Annotated in this window: 17 protein-coding genes and 1 pseudogene; 11 read left to right on the top strand and 7 right to left on the bottom strand. The window is 43.9% G+C overall.

Features of this window, described 5'->3' with window-relative positions:
* Nucleotides 1–11: 11 nt before the first annotated feature.
* Nucleotides 12–626 (top strand): anti-sigma factor family protein, encoded by a 615-nt coding sequence (locus V7K36_RS27925; protein WP_335120925.1) that lies wholly within the window; start codon nucleotides 12–14, stop codon nucleotides 624–626.
* 327 nt (nucleotides 627–953) lie between these two features.
* Here V7K36_RS27925 and V7K36_RS27920 read toward each other — a convergent pair whose 3' ends face one another.
* From V7K36_RS27920 to V7K36_RS27895, 6 genes are all read right to left on the bottom strand, one after another.
* A complete protein-coding gene (locus tag V7K36_RS27920; RefSeq protein ID WP_335120924.1) occupies nucleotides 954–1775 on the bottom strand; it encodes a pentapeptide repeat-containing protein in 822 nt (273 codons plus the stop codon).
* Nucleotides 1776–1953: 178 nt separating this feature from the next.
* Nucleotides 1954–2157, bottom strand: a complete 204-nt coding sequence (locus V7K36_RS27915) for a hypothetical protein (RefSeq protein ID WP_335120922.1) — start codon at nucleotides 2155–2157, stop codon at nucleotides 1954–1956.
* A gap of 159 nt (nucleotides 2158–2316) precedes the next feature.
* Nucleotides 2317–4377, bottom strand: coding sequence for a ribonuclease catalytic domain-containing protein (locus tag V7K36_RS27910; protein ID WP_335120921.1), 2061 nt, complete (start codon nucleotides 4375–4377; stop codon nucleotides 2317–2319).
* A gap of 177 nt (nucleotides 4378–4554) precedes the next feature.
* Nucleotides 4555–4770 carry a 30S ribosomal protein S18 gene (gene rpsR / locus V7K36_RS27905; RefSeq protein ID WP_012411240.1) on the bottom strand — a complete coding sequence of 72 codons (216 nt, stop codon included), beginning with the start codon at nucleotides 4768–4770 and terminating at the stop codon, nucleotides 4555–4557.
* A gap of 2 nt (nucleotides 4771–4772) precedes the next feature.
* The gene (gene rpmG / locus V7K36_RS27900; RefSeq protein ID WP_196524501.1) at nucleotides 4773–4967 is read right to left on the bottom strand and encodes a 50S ribosomal protein L33; all 195 of its coding nucleotides are present in this window, start codon (nucleotides 4965–4967) and stop codon (nucleotides 4773–4775) included.
* A 43-nt stretch (nucleotides 4968–5010) separates the two neighbouring features.
* Nucleotides 5011–5568, bottom strand: coding sequence for an RDD family protein (locus tag V7K36_RS27895; protein WP_335120920.1), 558 nt, complete (start codon nucleotides 5566–5568; stop codon nucleotides 5011–5013).
* A 230-nt stretch (nucleotides 5569–5798) separates the two neighbouring features.
* Here V7K36_RS27895 and V7K36_RS27890 point away from each other — a divergent pair, with 230 nt between their 5' ends.
* Complete coding sequence (locus tag V7K36_RS27890) at nucleotides 5799–7061, top strand: molybdopterin molybdotransferase MoeA (protein ID WP_335120919.1); 1263 nt, start codon at nucleotides 5799–5801, stop codon at nucleotides 7059–7061.
* A 508-nt stretch (nucleotides 7062–7569) separates the two neighbouring features.
* On the top strand, nucleotides 7570–8295 hold the full coding sequence (locus V7K36_RS27885; protein WP_335120918.1) for a CHAP domain-containing protein: 726 nt from the start codon (nucleotides 7570–7572) through the stop codon (nucleotides 8293–8295).
* A 391-nt stretch (nucleotides 8296–8686) separates the two neighbouring features.
* On the opposite strand, the gene V7K36_RS27880 is transcribed toward V7K36_RS27885, so the two are convergent.
* Entirely contained in the window at nucleotides 8687–9919 is a 1233-nt protein-coding gene (locus V7K36_RS27880; protein WP_335120917.1) for a cysteine desulfurase-like protein, read from the bottom strand.
* Between the two features lie 307 nt (nucleotides 9920–10226).
* Between V7K36_RS27880 and V7K36_RS27875 the strand changes: the two genes are divergently transcribed.
* The 8 genes and pseudogenes from V7K36_RS27875 (at nucleotide 10227) to pgmB (ending at nucleotide 19628) form a co-directional block, all read left to right on the top strand.
* On the top strand, nucleotides 10227–10448 hold the full coding sequence (locus V7K36_RS27875; RefSeq protein ID WP_334942084.1) for a DUF4327 family protein: 222 nt from the start codon (nucleotides 10227–10229) through the stop codon (nucleotides 10446–10448).
* 447 nt (nucleotides 10449–10895) lie between these two features.
* Nucleotides 10896–11048, top strand: a complete 153-nt coding sequence (locus tag V7K36_RS27870; protein ID WP_335120916.1) for a hypothetical protein — start codon at nucleotides 10896–10898, stop codon at nucleotides 11046–11048.
* A gap of 134 nt (nucleotides 11049–11182) precedes the next feature.
* A pseudogene (locus V7K36_RS27865) lies at nucleotides 11183–11497 on the top strand (zinc ribbon domain-containing protein); the annotation flags it as partial.
* Nucleotides 11498–12085: 588 nt separating this feature from the next.
* On the top strand, nucleotides 12086–12445 hold the full coding sequence (locus V7K36_RS27860) for a reverse transcriptase N-terminal domain-containing protein (protein WP_335120915.1): 360 nt from the start codon (nucleotides 12086–12088) through the stop codon (nucleotides 12443–12445).
* Nucleotides 12406–13857, top strand: a complete 1452-nt coding sequence (locus V7K36_RS27855) for a group II intron reverse transcriptase (RefSeq protein WP_335120914.1) — start codon at nucleotides 12406–12408, stop codon at nucleotides 13855–13857. The genes V7K36_RS27860 and V7K36_RS27855 overlap by 40 nt, the downstream gene beginning before the upstream one ends.
* Nucleotides 13850–14002, top strand: coding sequence for a hypothetical protein (locus V7K36_RS27850; RefSeq protein WP_335120913.1), 153 nt, complete (start codon nucleotides 13850–13852; stop codon nucleotides 14000–14002). The genes V7K36_RS27855 and V7K36_RS27850 overlap by 8 nt, the downstream gene beginning before the upstream one ends.
* A gap of 128 nt (nucleotides 14003–14130) precedes the next feature.
* Entirely contained in the window at nucleotides 14131–16554 is a 2424-nt protein-coding gene (locus V7K36_RS27845) for a sucrose synthase (protein ID WP_335120912.1), read from the top strand.
* A 32-nt stretch (nucleotides 16555–16586) separates the two neighbouring features.
* Complete coding sequence (gene pgmB, locus V7K36_RS27840; RefSeq protein ID WP_335120911.1) at nucleotides 16587–19628, top strand: beta-phosphoglucomutase; 3042 nt, start codon at nucleotides 16587–16589, stop codon at nucleotides 19626–19628.
* Nucleotides 19629–19906 lie beyond the last annotated feature (278 nt).

Raw genomic sequence — 19906 nt, 5'->3', positions numbered from 1 at the left:
ATAATGTTAAGATGACTACTGATTCTCAGTTTTTCGACCGTTCACCTTTGCAACTTCCTCAAGATTTGCCAGATGGAATGGCCAAGCATACCAATGAATCAACGGGTCTTATGGATATGGTGAAGCGCGATCGCTTCGAGTTATTGAGTGCTTACCTCGATGGTGAAGTCACAGCCCCCGAACGCAGGCAAGTAGAAGAATGGTTGGCAAATGATGCCTCTGTTCAATGCTTGTATGCCCGACTGTTAAACTTGCGCCAAGGCTTGCGGACTATCCCAGTGCCAACAGCCCAACAGTCACCAGAAGCAACAGCTCAACAAGTATTGACACGTTTGCGCCGCCGTTCGCGTTTCAACTGGATGATGGGAGGTGCAGCCGTTGCTGCTTGTGCAATCGGTACAATATCTGGCTTAGTATCTGGTGGTTCGAGGATGCCGCAACTGGCACAACGACCACAAATAGAACCGATACAAACGTCCTCAGTATCTATGCTTCCACCTTCCCCTCTGATGGTGGGACTAAATAATCCGGTAATTGAAATTCCGAAAGCAGCAGTAGCCTCTCCAGAAAAATCAATCTATCAGGTACAGCCACAACGGCACGACCCCAAACAGGAGATAAACTAATCCTAAAGTTCACAGATCATAACTGTACTTTGGGTTTAAACTACAGCCGCTCCACCAGCCGTCAGCTTAGAGCAAAACTAAATTAATAGCGAATTTTGTGAACGCATAGCTATTTTGCGACTATCTGAGGAGGCGAAACGATATAAAGGTTTAAAACGCGATTTTGCGGCAAGTTTTTGGAGCGATCGCGAGGCTTGTAACAATGATAAAAATGACTATATCCCCGGCTGTGATGTCAAAAGCACGGAGTGACGAGATGGGGAAAAACCAAAGCCACTAATAATTTAACTTTTTCCAGTGGCGCTGACTTTGGGATCTAAAACAATTCTATTTTTGAATTGTACCATCAGGCATTATTGTTTCTTTCAATTGTGCTTGTGCTAGAGCATTGGGATATAACTTGGCACTTTTCAAATTAGCCTTGTTTAAGTTAGCGCCAGTGAAATTTACATTTATTAGATTAGCACCACTTAGATTAGCACCACTTAGATTAGCACCACTTAGAGTACTAGGATTAGCAGATACGTCACTTAGGTCAGTATCACTTAAGTCAGCCCCACTTAGATCAGCTTTAGAAAAGTCACCGGAAAGTTTAGCCCCACCGAATTTTGTATCTTTTAAATTCGCACCTATTAGATAGATATTATTTAGCTCGGCTTTGTTGAGAATAAGACTATTCAGGTTGGCATCACTCAAATCTGCCCCGTTCAAAACAGTACCATTCAAGCTGGCATTACTCAAGTTAGCGCCTTTTAGTCTTGCACGACTGAGATTTGCTCGGTCTAGGTTAGCATTACTCAAATTGACGCGACTTAAATCTATACCCTCAAGCTTTGCATCGGCTAAGTTCGCTCCACTTAAATCACACCCTGGACAAGCTTTATTTCGCTGTAAACGTTCAAGGTCTTTAGATACTGACGAAGGCGTGGCGGCTGTCTCTGGCGTTGGAGATGCAGCCTCAGTTGTTTGTGTAGGAGTTGCGACTACTGTCTCCGGTGTTGGAGATGCAGCCTCAGTTGTTTGTGTAGGAGTTGCGACTGCTATCTCTGGTGTTGGAGATGAGGTATTAGCTTTAATTTCCTCACTAGAACATCCTGTGATGAGTGTCAAGGTAGTTATAGACAGGGCAAGAGATAAATTTTTTAGCATTTGTTTGAAATCTACTGTACTATACAAGAACTTCTCTCAAACTTACCAATTTAGACATTGGCAAATTTACTCAAGTTGTCTGATTACAATATTTTTAGTTAAGTATTTTTACTTAGGTGCTAGCGATTAATCTCTTTGAGGTCTTGCTTGGCTGGAATTGTTAAAACGTAGCGACTCATTATTTAGCGGCCTCTGCTTCTTGCATTTGAGCTTCAGCGCGTCGGATATCTTCTTCAATTTCTGCAAACACCTCTTCGCCATCGACTACTTCACCACGCTCTGAGGCTTCTATTCCTTCTTGGATTTTAGCTTTCAATTCTGCTAGACGCCGCTCTCGAACGCGTTGGCGTAGCCCGCCGCAGGCATCGCGTTGATCTAGCAATCTCTAATGCTTCACCCATTACCTCACTAACTGAGTGGTATCGACCAGTATTAACCTTATCCTTAACCAACTGCTCTAGTTCTGGGGTCAAAGATATATTCATAACTATTACCTCATTCCATTTATTTTATATGCTAACTAAAAGGGGTTGGAGCAAGGTTAATTCGCAGCTGTTTGGGCTTCTTGATAAATTATTTCTTGAAACTGGATCATATCTTTTTGGGGATCGGCGTGGCTAACTTTCACCAATATCTGTTCACCCAAATTCACAGAACGTTTGAAAACCATTGGTAACTGCAAGCCCAAATCTTCTAACAAAATTAGTGCTAAGTTGCTGTCTTCCCGCAGCCACATCAACACTGTCACATCCCAAGTTTCCTCTGGATGACGGCGTAAATACTCTAGAGCATAATATCTATTAGTTTGCCGTTCCACCATCGTCACCTCTTGGGTGATGCTCGTGACAGTTATCATCACTTCTTTAAGTTGGTCTGCGGAAAATGGTAAAACTTCACCCCGCAAATGGGCTTTTAACTGGAAGTGAGTAAGCAAGTCACTGTAGCGGCGGATGGGAGAGGTTGCTTGGGTATAAGTATCCAAACCTAAACCAGCATGACGCAAAGGCGTAATACTCATTTCACTCTTGGGCATACAACGACGCATGGCGCAAGCGCGAACGAATCCAGCCGGAAGTAGGAGCAATTCTTCATCTGGAGGTAATTCTGGTTGCGGCTGACCGCGAAAGGGCAAAGGTATGTTATTAGCTTTACCATAACGAGCCGCAACTTCACCGGCAAGAATCATCATTTCTGCTACCACTTGCCGCGATGGGGAGTCGTCCAAAATCTCAATGTTGATCTCATCACCTTTGACTTTGATCATCGCTTCGGGCATAGTGATGCTAATTGCCCCTTGATCGTAACGCCAAGCTTTGCGCTTCTTTGCCCAAGTGGCGATCGCGGCAATTTCTGGTTCTGCTTGTACCCGTAATTGCAGCATTTCATCTACATCTTCGTAAGTGAGGCGATAAGTTGGCTTAATCAAGCTGGTATAAATGCTGTAATCTTCTACTACCCCAGTTGTACCTAAAATAATCCCGAAACTGAGAGCGCAACAAACCCGTCCCTGTATCAGACTCATTGGCCCAGTTGCTAATACCTCTGGGAACATGGGAATCATCCCCGTAGGTAAATAGACTGTACTACCCCGCTTTCTGGCTTCCAAATCTAATTCATCTTCCGGCACTAACCATCTAGTGGGATCGGCGATATGCACCCACAGGCGTTCCCGTCCATCAGGGAGTACTTCCCAACTTAGACCATCGTCGATCTCTGTGGTAGTTTCATCATCAATGGTGTACACCTTCAGGTGAGTCAGATCCAGGCGGTTTGTATCTGAGTCAATTGGCGGGAAATCCAAACGCTGTTGCGCCACTTCTAATACCTTATGAGGAAATTGAATTGGAATTGAAGAACGACGCAGAAACAAGTTTTCGTAAGGACTCCAGCAACCCAAATCTACCAACAGTTGAAAGGCCCCTTGGGGTGTTGTGGGCCGTCCCAGCATGGTCATAGTTTCTAATACTGGAGCGCTTGGCGGATAAGCGCGAGCCAAGGAGTCATAATTGACCCCCGTCCGCACCGTATCCGCAAGCAGCGCTGCGTATTTTTCTAGTCCTTCTAAGCGCTGGCGATCGTGGCGCCCCCACTCTATGACTTCACCTTTGAGCGCCTGCTCTACGCGAGTTAAAAATTCCTGCTGTCCCTTAGCTTTTAGTGCCTCTACTTCCAGTTGGTGCTTGCGTTCTGCCACTTGAGCAGCAGTTCGCGGCTCGTAAGCATCTCCTTTTTGCTTGAAATAGAGTTTGTCGTCTGACAACAAGCAATAGGCGGCGTAACAATGAGGCGCGGCTGATTCCGAAAATAGCAGATTCGCCATTTGGTCTGGCGTGACTGTTTCCCCATCTTCAACCAGTAATTCCCAAGCTACTTCTAAGCTAGATGGATCTAAATAAGGCTTGACTTGCTCCAAAAAGCTGGCAATCTCAGACGGCTTGTAAGTCTGTCCATTAACTATATAAGTTATTTGTCTGGGCGCGAGGCTGTGGGATTGACCACGTTCGTCTACCACAAACCAGCGGGTTTTACCGTCTGGACGTTCTACGATGCCTAGACGGCGATCGCCTTGAACCCTAAATTCAACTAGCGTCCCCTTCTCCACAACTCTCGCACTTTAATTTGGTGAACAGTTTAAATAGTTTTAAGTTAGGAGCCGAGCCGGAGACGCTCCGCCTCCGGTTAGGAGTTTTGATTCTTAACTCCTGTACAGCACGCGATTAATCGCGTCTCTCCTATACAGACGCGATTAATCGCGTCTCTCATAACTCATCACTTTTATTTAGCCTTCCGCGTTGATGAATGGCAACAAAGCCACAATCCGCGAACGTTTAATTGCTAATGTCAACTCTCGCTGTTGCTGAGATGTCAGCCCAGTAATACGACGTGGTAGTATTTTACCCCGCTCGGTGACAAACTTACGCAATAAATCAACATCTTTATAATCGATTGGTTCTCCGGGCTTGATCGGAGAAAGGCGACGACGGAAATAACTCATCTTTACTTAATTTCCTTGTGAACGGTATGTTTATTGCAGTGGGTGCAGAACTTTTTCAGTTCTAGCCGGTTAGTGGTGTTGCGGCGATTCTTAGTACTGGTATAACGTGAAACACCAGCAGAACGCTTGTTTGAATTTGTCCGACACTCGGTACACTCTAGTGTCACAATTATCCGGGCACCTTTACTCTTAGCCATAATCTTACAAACAGTGAAGCCTGAAGAGAATTAACACAAATCACTATCTTCTCACATTCCGCCCTATATTATCAACTAATCTTTTGATTTTTATATCGAGCGAGTAGCCACGACGTGACGAAACGATGAAAGTTCCACAATAGCGATCGTGTAAAGCCTGTCGCATCTGGGCATCAGAGAAGGCAGTCCCACAATCAATTGCTAAGGGAAGTACTAGCAGTATAGCAGTGGGATTGGCTCTAATATTGCTTAGGGCAATTGAGACGAAAAGGGCACCCAAGCCGACGATCGCCTCTCGCTTCACCAGTGAGAGCAAATCTGGAATTCTACCCATTACTTGCCCATCTTCGACTGACAACACCTTTAAATCGAACGCCCAACGCCCTAAACTTTGCCCTTGATTGTTATATACCACCAGCACCCGCAAAACTAGCCAAAGTATTATAAAAACTAGAATTTCAACAAATTGAATACCGATATCGCCGCTTCCCAGTAGGGAACTGACTAACCAGACACCAAGGAAATCAAGCCCCAATGCCATACCTCGTCGCCCAATCTCAGCCTTGGGATAGTGCTTTTGGGGAAGTCGTTCGATCGTCATACAAAATAGGTATTTTTAGTTAGGGGTTGGGAAATAATTGCTGCTGTTTTTTATATTAAGATGATGACTTGGGTTTGGCATTTAAACTTAAAAGTTCCATAGTTGAAACAACGGTAGCTGTGAAACCAGGCTTAAGTTTTGAATCCTTCAATCCAAAATCTAAAATTTAAAATCTAAAATTGTTCAGTGTTACTTTATGAGATAAAGGTAAAAATTCGGAGGCGATCGCTATGCTATCAGTCAGCGATGCAGAAGCAATTATTTTAAATTTAGTACAACCGTTGGATCATCAACGGGATACAGAAGTTGTAGATTTATTGGCAGCCGATAGTCGCATTTTAGCAACGCCTGTCACCAGTCCGCTAGATTTTCCTCATTGGGATAATTCGGCAATGGATGGTTACGCAGTTCGCTACGAAGATGTGCAGCACTCCAGCACCGAACAACCGTCTGTTTTAGAAATTGTTGAAGAGATTCCGGCTGGGTATCAGCCCAAGTCTACAATTCAACCAGGGCAAGCCGCGCGGATTTTCACAGGTGCGGTGATCCCAGCAGGTGCGGATACTATCGTCATACAAGAGAAGACACGGCGCGAGGAAAATCGCGTATTTATCCTGGATGCGTCAAAGCCGCAAGAATTTGTCAGACATCAAGCATCTTTTTATCAAGCTGGAACACAACTACTACCAGCAGGAATTAAGTTAAATGCCCCAGAAATTGCCGTATTGGCAGCAGCACAATGTCCGCAATTAAGTGTTTATCGTCGTCCGCGTGTGGCAATTTTTTCCACTGGTGATGAGTTGGTATCAGTTGATAAACTGCTGCAACCAGGACAAATTGTAGATTCTAATCAGTATGCGATCGCAGCGTTGGTAAGACAAAGTGGGGCAGAACCGTTAATTTTAGGTATTGTTAAGGATGATCCAGTTGCTCTGGAGAAAGTCATTACCCACGCCATTGCGATCGCTGATATAGTTCTCTCTTCTGGTGGTGTCTCAGTGGGAGATTATGACTATGTTGACAAAATTCTAGAGTCACTAGGAGCAAAAATCCACATTCGGGCTGTGGAGATGAAACCAGGGAAACCCCTTACCGTCGCAACTTTCCCAACTCAAAACGGGCTAAACCATAGTTATCCGCTAACAGCCCTCTATTTTGGTTTACCAGGAAACCCTGGTGCTGTTTTAGTAACTTTTTGGCGCTTTGTGCTACCAGCAATCAAGAAACTTTCGGGAATTACTGAAGGTTGGGAACCAGTATTTTTGAAAGTGCGATCGCATGATGAATTGCGATCGGACGGCAGGCGCGAAACTTACCTTTGGGGTAAATTACATTTAATTGATGGAGTTTACGAATTTCACAAAGCTGCTGGTAGTCACAGTTCCGGCAATTTAATTAATTTAGCTCAAACCAATGCCTTAGCTGTTCTACCAATGGGTAAAACATTAATTTCCCCAGAAGAAGAAGTGCAAGTTTTGAAAATCGATAGCTGAAGTAGTATTCCAGGACATAGATCCCCGACTTCTTAGAGAAGTCGGGGATCTATTTTTTGTACTTATTTTTACAATTTATTGCCTATAGAACTTACGCAAAACTACACGCGCTCTGGGGCAATTCATGTAGAGGCATACTCCTACGGAGAAGCAAGCTACGCGGAGCGTCTCGTAGAGAAGCGGCTTAAGGCAGGGTATTACCCTTACCTAAAAATCTTTCTTTTCGGCTATTGTTTGCGTAAGTCCTGGCATAGTAAATGTTGAGTTTCCTAGCTCCCAGATATGAAACTCAACTACACAATTGCTGATAACACCTGTCTTGTTCTTGGGGATCGCATGGTGTTAGGCATAACGCCTCTGAAATATTTATTACATTTATCTCTAAGTGTTGTCACAATTAAACAATTTTGGTTTATACACAAAAAATATTAATTCCGTACTTATGTCAATGTAGTATTTTTTAGTACAAGTTAATTTAATTACATAGACATTTTAGAAATCAGCCGATATGAAAATATCCAAAAATTTGACAAGTGTAAAAGCGATCGCAGGTATGACAGTGATTGCGGCAACTCTCACTACAAGTTTTTTTGTGGCTCCAGCTAATGCTCAAAGGGTATGTTGGTGTACTGACTATATAGCAAATCGTTTCGGTCTTTCTGGTTATCCTGACGCTGGCGATTGGGATAATGGCTACCTCCAAAGTAGAGGTTTTATCCGCGTTGGAGCTCAACCAGGTGCGATTGTGGTCATGGAACGCTCTTTTCCTGGTAGTAATACATCTGCTGGTCATATTGGCATCGTTGAGAGTATTTTTCCTGATGGGCGGATAAGTGTCCGTGGCGGACATCAAACTGTTGGTAATGCCCTGTTTAATGAAGCTGGTTGCTCTAATGTACGAATCACTACCTTCCTCACTCCTGCGATCAACAACCCAAATGTTTCGTTCTGGGTACGAGGAAATAACCCTAACATTCGCTTTGTGAATTTCAGTGCCCTTGCAGCTCCTGAAGGTGTTAATATCCGCTCTGGCACCTCTACAAACGCCCCCATTGTTGGGCGTGCTACTCCTAATCAACGCTTGAACTTTGATGCTTGGACTTATGGGGACAGTGTTGCAGACCGTTGGATTAATACCCCCGATGCTCGCTGGTATCGCATTGCTGGTACAAATAATTGGGTAGCTAGCGCACTAGTTAACGGTAATGCCCCTGGTTCTAGTCCCAGACCATAATCTCCCCTAATTATTAATCTCTGACGCTTCTAGTACAGCAAGCGCGTAAATCCAGCTACTATCTAAATTAACAAGACTTGGGGCAAAATCCCTTATTAAAGGTAGTGACTTTTTACAGGTTCTGGAAAACCTCACCTTCGCTTTACCCAAGAGTAAATCTTTCCCTCTCCATGAGTTCGGAGAGGGATGTCCGCCAGGACAAGGTGAGGTTTTTGTTTTGTCTTGGGTAATTTCATGACTTGTGTGTACACCTAGCCGACAAGAGGAGAGGCTTTGAATTTTCCCCCTTCCCTAGTAGGGAAGGAGGCTAGTGGGTTAGGTCTGGTGTTGGTTTTTCCACATGAGGTGAAAAGTCAGGAGTCTTCAAGCGTCATTACTAATTACGAATTAGTTAAAATACCTGCTCAAAAGCCTCAATCAAGCTGTTAACTTCCTCAAGGGTGTTGTAATGCACCATACTCACCCGGACTATTCCATCAAGCGATGCTAACCCCAGGTATTCAATCAGCCGTTTAGCATAAAAGTCTCCGTAGCGAATCCCAATATAATGTTGGTCAATTTTTGCCGGAATGGTCGAGCTATTCATTCCATTTACCACAAAAGATATAGTTGGCACACGAGATTGACGGTCAGCCTTTGATTGACCAATCACTCGCACATTAGGCTTGCTGTTGAGGTAATTTAGTAGGCGATCGCTAATCTTTTCTTCATGTATGCTAATTAAATCAAACGCTTGCACCATTTGATTTCTCAAATCAGGTGCAGTTTCATTCCCGTAGTGCAGTTGTGCTAACTCACTTAGATAATCACATAAACCCAACATTCCATAACTTAATTCAAAATTGACATTCCCTAACTGAAATTTATAAGGTATGTCTGTCTGTTCAATAAAATAATGGTTCAGACCAGGCAATCTTAATAAATGTTCTTCTTTACCATAAAGTAAGGCATGATGTGGACCATAGACTTTATAAAAACTCAAAGTATAGAAATCAACATCTAAATCTTGCACATCAACTAATCTGTGGGGTGCATAAGCTACACCATCCACACAAATCATTGCGCCGCGATCGTGTACAAATGCGGTAATTTCTTTGATCGGGTTGATGGTTCCCAGAACATTAGAAGCATGAGTCAAGGTTACTAATTTGGTGCGCTGACTCATCAATGCTTCTAAATCTGCTAAATGAAGTTCCAAAGTATCTGGACGAATTTGCCACACTTTAACCTTCATTCCTTGTTTTTCAAGAGCGACCCAAGCACCAATATTGGTCTCATGGTCACAATTAGTAACAATAATCTCATCACCAGGCGAAAAGGTTTGACCCAGACAAATTGAGAGAACTTTCAACATCATTGTAGTAGATGGGCCCATGACCACTTCTTTAGAAGAATTGGCATTAATGAAAGTAGCCATTCCCCTAGTTGCTAGAGCCAATCTTTCTCCTGCAAGTTGAGAAACTGCATAAGAAGCTCCCAACTGGACATCAGAACTCAGGAGATATTCACTAATTCTATCTACTACTTTTTTCAGGGTTTGTGACCCGCCAGCATTATCAAAAAAAGTCCATTCACCAGCTAGGGCGGGAAAATATTGACGAACTTTATCAAGATTCAGGAGCATAGTATAAGTTTTCTAGAGAATGTTCTTTACCCTAGCTTACCTTTTGACAAGTCACCTACAGAGCATCTACATCCTCTTTTGGTGTTTACAGCTTGTTGTGCCAGCTTTCTGGCTCTGGAAGAATCTCTCTAAAGGGGGTATACTTGGAGACCCAAAGAGTAGTTTACTGACATATCTAACTTTCAGCAAGGGTTAATGTCTTGATTCTTCACAATTCTCCCCAATTTTATTTGATAAGTTTAAGGGAGAGTCAAAGCAACTATTGTTTGGATTCTTAATTCCTTGATTGAAAATAAAGGAACGACCTATGAACACTACGGTTAAATACGACATTGAGGTTATCAAGGAAGAAGCACTTAAACTTGTTAAAAAGAGACTTGTTAACCGTCAGCAGCCAATTTATACCCTCTGTAAATATATTCCTCATGATGACTGGGTTAATTTTGAACTTGAATTAGAAAAAAACGAATTTCTACTCAGAGATAGAATTATCGACCTACTGAATCACGAATCGTGGGAAGACGATTGAGGCTGCATTTATAAGCTGAACCTCATTAGCAGCATCCCAATAAAATCAAAATTACAAATTAATTTTTCCGCATTAAAACCCTCAAGTTAAGTCGGGGGTTATAAAGAAGAGATTATTAAAGTAAGTAATAAATCTTGATGGATGCGTTAGGTGCTTGAAAAGAGGAGAGAACCACCGCTAGCGTAGCAATACTTCTCTGTTAAAGAGGCTACGGTGTACATATACAGCAGATTGCAACAAGCGTCTCTGTACAGATTATTGTCAGGGCACAACAATGTTGTGCCCCTACCTGTATACCTCATTTACCTGAAAAACGCTCTAAGTCCTAAAAACCCAGCTTAATGAGGCTTTGCTTATTCCCATACTTCACAGCGTTTCATCCCATAGCTAGATGCGAAGGTTAATTAACACTAAATACGCTTGGGTTAAGGATAATCGGAGGTTGGGTTGAACATTCGTGTTACCCAACAAACCCTCGAAAATGTTGGGTTTCGTTCCTCAAATGCCACTTGCAACTCCTGCGGACAGACGCGCAAGGGACAAGTCGGGAAACCGCAAGGGCGCAGTGGCTCCCCAACCTACGCAGTTTCAGATTTTTGAGGCTAACCCAAGCGTATTGAATTAACACTAGGCTAAAAGTTAACAATTACTATCAAATGTTAGCCAACAGTAGGTTAGCTAAAGCTATAGCTGATATGGGCTTTTATGAATTTCGTAGGTAGTTAGCATATAAAACTCAACTATATGGTAACAAGTTAATAATTGTGGATAGATTTTATCCCAGTAGTAAAACTTGCTCTTGCTGCGATGCCCTGAGCTTGCGTTACCCTGAGTCCTCCGACAAGCTCAGGGTTACACTTGCCGAAGGGTCGAAGGGTAGTGAGAAAAAATTATCTCTATCACTCTCACAACGAATATTAAACTGTGAACATTACAGTTTTAAGTCTGACAAAGGTTTGAATGCTGCGATTAATTTAAGTTCATATCATTCATATGTGGCTAGATTAGTCGTATTAGCCTGTGGACTGGATGTGCGAATCGTTGGCTAGAAACTAAGACCCTTTAGGGTCTGGAGGATTAGCCGCAAGGTATTTGAACCTTGACAACTGAATGACCATGTAGGTGAGAAGGTAGTATCCTAGAATCCTCAAATCCTACCCCGTAGATGCAACGGTGAAAGCATCACCCCCAGGTTTGAGAATAGCCATCAACGCCTGAAGCGGGGTGAAAAGGTGTTATTACTGACAGCCTAAGTTGGTAAGCATCGAGCAAAGTACCCATGAGTAAAAGCAATTGCTTGAAGGTGCGCTTAATCGTCGTGACACAGAACCAGCGAAATAAGGCTTAATGCGCTGGAGCCAAAAGGCAAAGGATAACGGAGTTGGCAAGTAGCTAGTTGACCAATAAGCATCTCCAATAAACCCGGCGAATAGCATCACTCTAAAGGTACACAGTATGGTCATTCGGAACGAGATAACCTCTCGTATGCTCTCAGGTGGTCGAATACCTGAGTAGGTGCTAACCGTATGCAGCGAGTAGGGGAGATTTAGTCAGAAGCGAATGTCTGGGGTAATTCCCAGAATATGCAGACAGACTTACGGTGATTTGGATGATAAAGTTTCAAGTAGTGAGTATAAATGTCTAATACACAGTCTCAACAACTGATGGTGGAATGGCACTCTATTAACTGGCGCAAGCTAGAGCGTAACGTGTACAAGCTCCAAAAAAGAATTTATCAAGCCTCTGCCCGTGGTGATGTAAAAGCATATCGCAGACTCCAAAAGACGCTGATGAAGTCATGGTCAGCAAGAGCTTTAGCGGTTCGTAGAATTACCCAGGATAACCAGGGGAAAAAGACGGCTGGGGTAGATGGCGTTAAATCGCTGACCCCAAAGCAACGTCTAGAACTTACCGGAAACTTAAACCTGGGGTCAAAGGTTAGCCCAACCAGGCGGGTATGGCGGAAGAGAAGCGACCTTTGGGTATACCTACAATGAAAGACCGAGCCTTGCAAGCGCTTGTCAAACTGGCATTAGAGCCAGAATGGGAAGCACGATTTGAGCCTAACTCATACGGGTTCAGAGCCGGATGCTCATGCCATGATGCGGTAGAAGCAATTTTCTTGGCAATTAGGGTAAAACCAAAATACGTGCTAGACGCGGACATCGCCAAGTGTTTTGACCGCATTGACCAAGAAGCACTGCTAAGAAAATTAAATACATTCCCCACCATTCGCCGACAAGTTCGGGCATGGTTAAAAGCGGGGGTGATGGATGGTAAGCAGTTATTTTCAACATCTGAGGGTACGCCACAGGGTGGAGTCATTTCTCCGTTACTAGCAAATATCGCCCTCCACGGGATGGAAGAACGGATTAAACAGTATGCAGATACCCTGCCTACTCGAAAAGGTCATGGTAAACGGGATAACCGTTATGCTCTCAGCCTCATCCGTTATGCCGATGATTTCGTGATTCTCCACGAAAATATAACCGTTGTCCAAAGATGTAAAGAGATTATCTCTGAATGGTTGCAAGGCATGGGTTTAGAATTAAAGCCCAGTAAAACGAGACTCGCTCACACCCTCATACAGTATGAGCAAGAAAAACCAGGGTTTGAATTCCTTGGTTTTACGATACAACAATTTCCAACAGGAAAGTATCACTCAAAGCAGGGATTTAAGACAATCATCACCCCAAGTAAGCAGAAGCAAAAGGTACATTACGAACAAATCGCCAGGGTTATTGAAGCTCATAAGGCAGCACCGCAAGCGGCACTAATCAGCCATTTAAACCCAATTATTAGGGGATGGGCTAACTATTACGCGACTGTGGTAAGTAAGGTAGCTTACTCAGATATCGATGACCTCACGTACCAAAAGTTAAGCGCTTGGGCAAAACGCCGCCACCCCAAAAAGAGCGGGGAATGGGTGTCAAAAAGATACTGGCAATTCATAGGCGGTGATAACTGGGTATTCGCAACCAGGAAGGAAGGATTAACCCCACTTCGGTTACTAAACCATGCCGACACTCCAATAGTACGTCATGTGAAAGTTAAAGGCGAATCGTCACCATACGACGGAAATCTGGTTTACTGGAGTACAAGAATGGGTAACAACCCAGAAATGCCAACCAGAGTATCAAAACTCCTGAAAAAGCAAAAAGGGAAGTGTACCCACTGCGAAATGTTCTTCTGTGAAGACGATGTGATGGAAGTTGATCATATCATCCCAAAATCGAAAGGTGGAAAGGCTGAGTATAAAAATCTTCAACTTTTACACAGACATTGCCACGACACAAAGACAGCCAATGATGGCAGTCCTGGCATAAAATCCGGCTGCAATAGTGCCGAGCCTAAGCCCATCAGAAAACTTGAAAAAGTCGCGGATAAATGGGTAATGAGGTATGCGTGACAAGCACCAAATCATTGAGGAGCCGGATGATGCGAAAGTATCACGTCCGGTTTTGAAGACCAACGGGATTGGTGACAATCTCGTTGAGTTTAATAGTACCGACACTCGCAGGAATAAACAGAAAGAAAAAACTGGTAATTGTTAATAATTGTTAGTGTTTTTGCATCGGTTGTTATGGTTATTTACCATTGTGGGGGAAATGTACCTCACAGAACTGGAGATCGGAGAGAAAAATGAGGTCGTGACCTAGCTAAATTTGTGGAATTGGTTATCATGTATGAATTAGTTCAAGCTGTCTTCAACGGTGATGAAAAAACTGATTTGCGTCAGTTGATTTATGCGTTGAGTGCTTCAGGTAAGCGTTACTTCCTGAGAAATGAGATTTTGCAAGCTTTTGGCGACTACTGTCATCAATCCCAAAAGCCAGCCTATTTTTACTACTCTTCTTCTGTTGGCAAATTGATACATTACACCCACGAAATAATTCTTGAAGAGGAAAGTATTTGGTTGGTGGTTCGGACTAAAATTGCTAACCAAGAAGTTTGGCGACTGACAGCCGACTTGAGCAAGTTCGAGCAGATGACACCTCAAGCGCTGCTAGATGTGAGAGATCGCCTAGTGAACCGTTACCAACCCCACATCCTCGAAATCGACCTCCACCCCTTCTATGAGAGTTCCCTAAGAATCGACGATGCTAGAAATATCGGTCAAGGTTTAGCCTTCCTCAACCGTTACCTGTGCAATCAATTGTTGACTGACCCCGAATATTGGTTAGAAAAGTTATTTCAAGCATTACATGGGCTGCAATACGATGGTATTCGCCTCTTATTTAGCGATCGCATTGACTCCGGTATTCAGTTAGCCAAACAAATTAAGCAAGCGCTGAAATTCCTGAGTGAGCTTGAGCCTCATGAACCCTATGATAAATTTAGCTTTGACTTCCGAGAACTAGGCTTTGAGCCGGGTTGGGGTAACACTGCGGCGCGAGTCAGGGGAACCCTAGAACTCCTGGACAGACTCATTTACTCCCCAGAACCTGGCATCTTAGAAGCATTTGTGGCCCGCGTCCCTGCTGTTTTTCGCGTCGTCCTCATTTCCGTCCACGGTTGGGTTGGACAGCAAGATGTTTTGGGAAAAGATGAAACATTTGGTCAAGTTATCTACGTCCTCGAACAAGCTCGCAGCTTAGAAAATGAGCTGCGTGAACAAATCAAACTCGCTGGCCTCGACCAGCTAGGCATTAAACCCCATGTAATTATTCTGACTCGGCTAATCCCTAACTGTGAAGGGACATTTTGCAACCTGCGGTTAGAAAAAGTCCAAGATACTGAAAATGCTTGGATATTGCGGGTTCCTTTTGGTGAATTTAATCGGGAAGTTACTAACAATTGGATTTCTAAAGTTGAGATTTGGCCTTATTTAGAACAATTTGCTCTAGATGCACAAAGAGAATTACTAGCTCAATTCCAGGGCAAACCTAATCTGATCGTTGGCAATTACAGCGACGGTAACTTAGTAGCTTTTATCTTATCTCGCCGGATGAAAGTTACTCAGTGCAACATTGCCCATTCTTTGGAAAAGCCTAAATATCTATTTAGCAATTTATATTGGCAAGATTTAGAAGATCAATATCACTTCTCGGTACAATTCACCGCCGATTTGATTAGCATGAATGCAGCCGACTTCATCATCACATCGTCCTATCAAGAAATTGTCGGTACACCCGACAGCACAGGTCAATATGAGTCGTATAAATGCTTTACAATGCCCCAGTTGTATCATGTGGTTGATGGCATTGATTTGTTTAGTCCTAAATTCAATTTAGTGCCGCCTGGAGTAAATGAGAATATTTTCTTTCCCTATAGCCAAAAAGAAGACCGAGATTCTCACTTTCGCACACAAGTCCACGACCTACTCTTTGGCCGCGAAGACCCCCAAATCTTTGGTAACTTAGATCACCCTAATAAGCGACCAATCTTTGCTGTTGATACCATCACTTCAATCAACAATCTCACTGGTTTAGCTGAATGCTTTGGTAAAAGTCAAGCGTTGCAAGAGGGTTGTAACCTGATTATCTTAAGTAGTAAACTGCATCCAGATGAAGCTATAAACAGAGAAGAAGCAGAAGAAATTCAAAAACTCTACGACGTTATTGATCAATATCATCTTCATGGCAAGATTCGCTGGGTGGGGATGCGTATCTCTAGCAGTGAACTCGGCGAAGCCTACCGGGTAGTTGCAGATTATCAGGGAATTTATGTACATTTTGCCCGCTTTGAATCCTTCGGACGGAGTATTTTGGAAGCGATGATTTCCGGCTTGCCTACTTTTACTACTAAATTTGGCGGTTCTTTAGAAATTATTGAGAACCAAGAAAACGGATTTAATGTTAATCCTACAGACTTAGAAGGAACAGCAAATAAAATTTTAGATTTCCTTAAACAATGCGATACTCATCCTGAACACTGGCAGGAAGTATCAGAATGGATGAGTCAGCGAATTCATAATAGATACAATTGGCATTTACATAGCAATCAATTACTACTACTTGCTAAAATGTTTAGTTTTTGGAACTTTGTTGCTCCAGAAAATAACGAAGCCAGAGATCGCTATATGGAAGCCTTATTTCATCTCATTTATAAACCCAGATCCGAAAAGATTTTGGAAAAGCACATGAACGTAATTCGTAATTCGTAATTAGTCTGTCCCCACTCCCCACTCTCCACTTTATGCAAACAAAAGGTCGTTCTCGCCATTTTATCTACACAGACTGGATATTAATCGAAACCCAGTTTGACCCTGAGCAATTACACTCCAAAGAAACGGTTTTTACAATCGGCAATGGATACTTGGGAACAAGGGGCAGTTTTGAGGAAGGTTATCCTCATGCATCGCCAGCTACTTTTATCCACGGTGTCTACGACGATGTACCAGTGGTATACACTGAACTGGTAAATTGCCCTGACTGGCTATCCTTAGTAGTAATTGTGAATGGCGATCGCTTCCGTCTCAATCAAGGTGAGATATTGCGCTATGATCGGCAGCTTGATTTACGCTACGGACTTCTCAGCCGTTCCGTGCGTTGGCGCTCTCCCAGTGGAAACACCATAGACATCAGCTTTGAACGCTTTGCTAGTCTTGCAGATCCCCATGTGTTGGCGCTACGCTGCCATTTAACGCCAGTAGATTTTGATGGGTTAATCGAAATTCAAGCTAGTATCAACGGCTATCCAGAAAATCAGGGTTTCAATCACTGGGAAGGACTAGATCAGGGCAAGACTGACCAAGGAATCTGGTTACAACGCTCCACTCGGAGTTCCCGAATTGAACTCGGTATGGCGGCTAAGGTGAGAATATTAGGCACTGAAACTGAAGCATCTTTGCAAGTCAATACCGCCCCTGGTTATCCGAGCTTGAATACAACCTTCTTGGCGAAAGCTCAACAGACCGTAACTGTGGAAAAAATCGTGACAGTTTTTACCTCGCGGGAGATTGAAACACCAGTTTCAGCAGCTCAAGAAAAACTCGCCGACTTGTCAGACTACGCAACATTATTAAAAGCCAATGAACACGCATGGCATGAGGTTTGGCAGCAAAGTGACATCCTCATTGAAGGGGATAGCACAGCTGCTTTTGCTGTTCGCTACAATCTGTTTCAGCTGCTGATTGCTGCTCCACAGCATGATGACAAGGTGAGCATTCCGGCGAAAACTCTTTCGGGGTTTGGTTATCGCGGTCATATCTTTTGGGATACAGAAATTTTTATGCAACCCCTCTTTCTGTTTACCCAACCAGCGATCGCCCGTAACTTACTCAGTTACCGTTGGCACACTTTGAATGGAGCTAGACGCAAGGCAGCTCATTATGGGTATAAAGGGGCAATGTTTGCCTGGGAAAGTGCTGTTACCGGAGATGAAGTTACACCACGTTGGGCTATCGGCAGTGATTTTTATGGTGAAGACGTGCGGATTTGGTGCCGCGATCAGGAAATCCATATCAATGCAGATATCCCCTACGCCATTTGGAACTACTGGCAAGCCACTGGTGATGATGACTGGATGCAAAAGCGTGGCGCAGAGGTGATCTTGGATGCCGCGATCTTTTGGGGTAGCCGGGTTGAATTCAATCCGCAGCGCCAAAAGTATGAAATTCGGGGAGTGATCGGAGCGGATGAATACCATGAATTCGTCCACAACAACGCTTTTACAAACCGCATGGCGCAATGGCATTTAGAGAAAGCGATCGCAGTTTATGATTGGTTGGTTGACAATTTCCCCGAACAAGCCAGCGAACTAGAAGAGAAACTAAAGCTGACCCCCGAAGAGCGATCGCACTGGCAAGATATCATCGCCAAAATATTGTTTCTCTATGACCCATCAACAGAACTAATTGAGCAGTTCGAGGGATTTTTCCAATTAGAAGATATTAACTTAGCAGACTATGAACCACGCGATCGCTCCATGCAACCGCTCTTGGGTATTGAGAAAATCAACAAATGTCAAGTACTCAAGCAGCCAGACGTATTAATGCTCTTATATTTAATGCGAGAATCAGCAGATTTTCCCTACAACGAAAAAGCATTGCAGACAAGCTGGGACTACTACGCACCCCGCACCGATATTACCTATGGTTCGTCCCTTGGCCCAGCAGTTGAAGCCATTTTAGCTTCAGATTTGGGTAAATCAACCGAAGCTTATGAACTGTTTATGCGGGCATTAATGGTGGATCTTGAAGATAACCGAGGTAACACCAGCGATGGAATTCACGGCGCTAGTGCTGGTGGCATTTGGCAAGCTGTAATTTTTGGGTTCGGCGGCATCCAACTCACCGAAAATGGCCCTGTAGCCAACCCCCACCTCCCACCGGGCTGGACGCGCTTGAAGTTTAAACTGCACTGGCGCGGGAAATGGCACGATTTCGATCTGCATCAGGGACAAGTCCCCCAAGATATCACTCGTCAACTAGAATATCTCCAACTTTCTCTTTCTGCAAATCCCCCAAATTTCGACTCAGAAGTTTCTGATCCCTCTGGTTTGCCTGGTTTCTCATCCCCCCCAGTCGCCATTACGCCTTATCCCCAGAGGGAACCCCACCTTCCCCACAACTTCAACATCCAAGGATTCATCTTCGACCTAGATGGTGTGCTAACAGATACAGCAGAACTTCACTATCTAGCTTGGAAGAAGCTAGCAGATGAAGAGGGTATACCGTTTAATCGGGAGGCTAACGACGCGCTGCGGGGTGTATCCCGTCGTGCTTCCCTGATGCTGATTCTTGGGGATAGACGGTATTCTGAAGCACAAATCCAGGAGATGATGGAGCGGAAAAATCGCTATTATGTGGAATTGATGCAAAACATGACAGCCAAGGATTTGTTACCAGGCGCGATCGCCCTCTTGGATGAGCTGCGGCAAGCTGGGATTAAGATTGGTATTGGTTCAGCTAGCAAAAATGCCCAGACAGTGATCGAGCGATTGGGCATTGCCGACAAAGTAGATGCGATCGCTGACGGTTATAGTGTAGAGCAACCCAAGCCAGCACCCGACCTATTTCTGTACGCAGCCAAGCAGCTAGGAGTCGAACCAGGGCAATGTGTAGTTGTTGAAGATGCCGCAGCAGGTGTTGATGCAGCTCTAGCTGCTGGTATGTGGGCAGTAGGACTGGGACCTGCTGAACGAGTTGGAGCCGCTCATGTTGTTTTGCCCAGCCTAGAAGGCATCAAATGGGCAGATTTAAGAGGCAAATTAAGCAATATTCCCAGACAAAAATAGTGAAGTACCGACCACTGTATTGGCATCCTCATGCCTAAAGGACGGATGTGCCCTGCTGCGTCGGTCACATCCTCATGGGCTTTCTGCTCTATCTAATAGTTGTAAACAAGCCATTACAGCAGAATTCAAGTATTTGAACCACACTATGTCTGCTGGTTAGAAGTTTCTGTGTTTAAAAGTATCATAACCCTCTTCTGTCACTTTCCGGGAGGGCGATCGCTAGAAGCCTCATGAGGCAATCAATACAAGCTATACTATTAGAAAAAAATTGGTCTTGT

Source organism: Nostoc sp. (genome assembly GCF_036919555.1).
Classification (GTDB): domain Bacteria; phylum Cyanobacteriota; class Cyanobacteriia; order Cyanobacteriales; family Nostocaceae; genus Nostoc.
The sequence above is the reverse complement of the archived record's forward strand: the minus strand, read 5'-3'. Positions and strand labels throughout refer to the sequence as shown.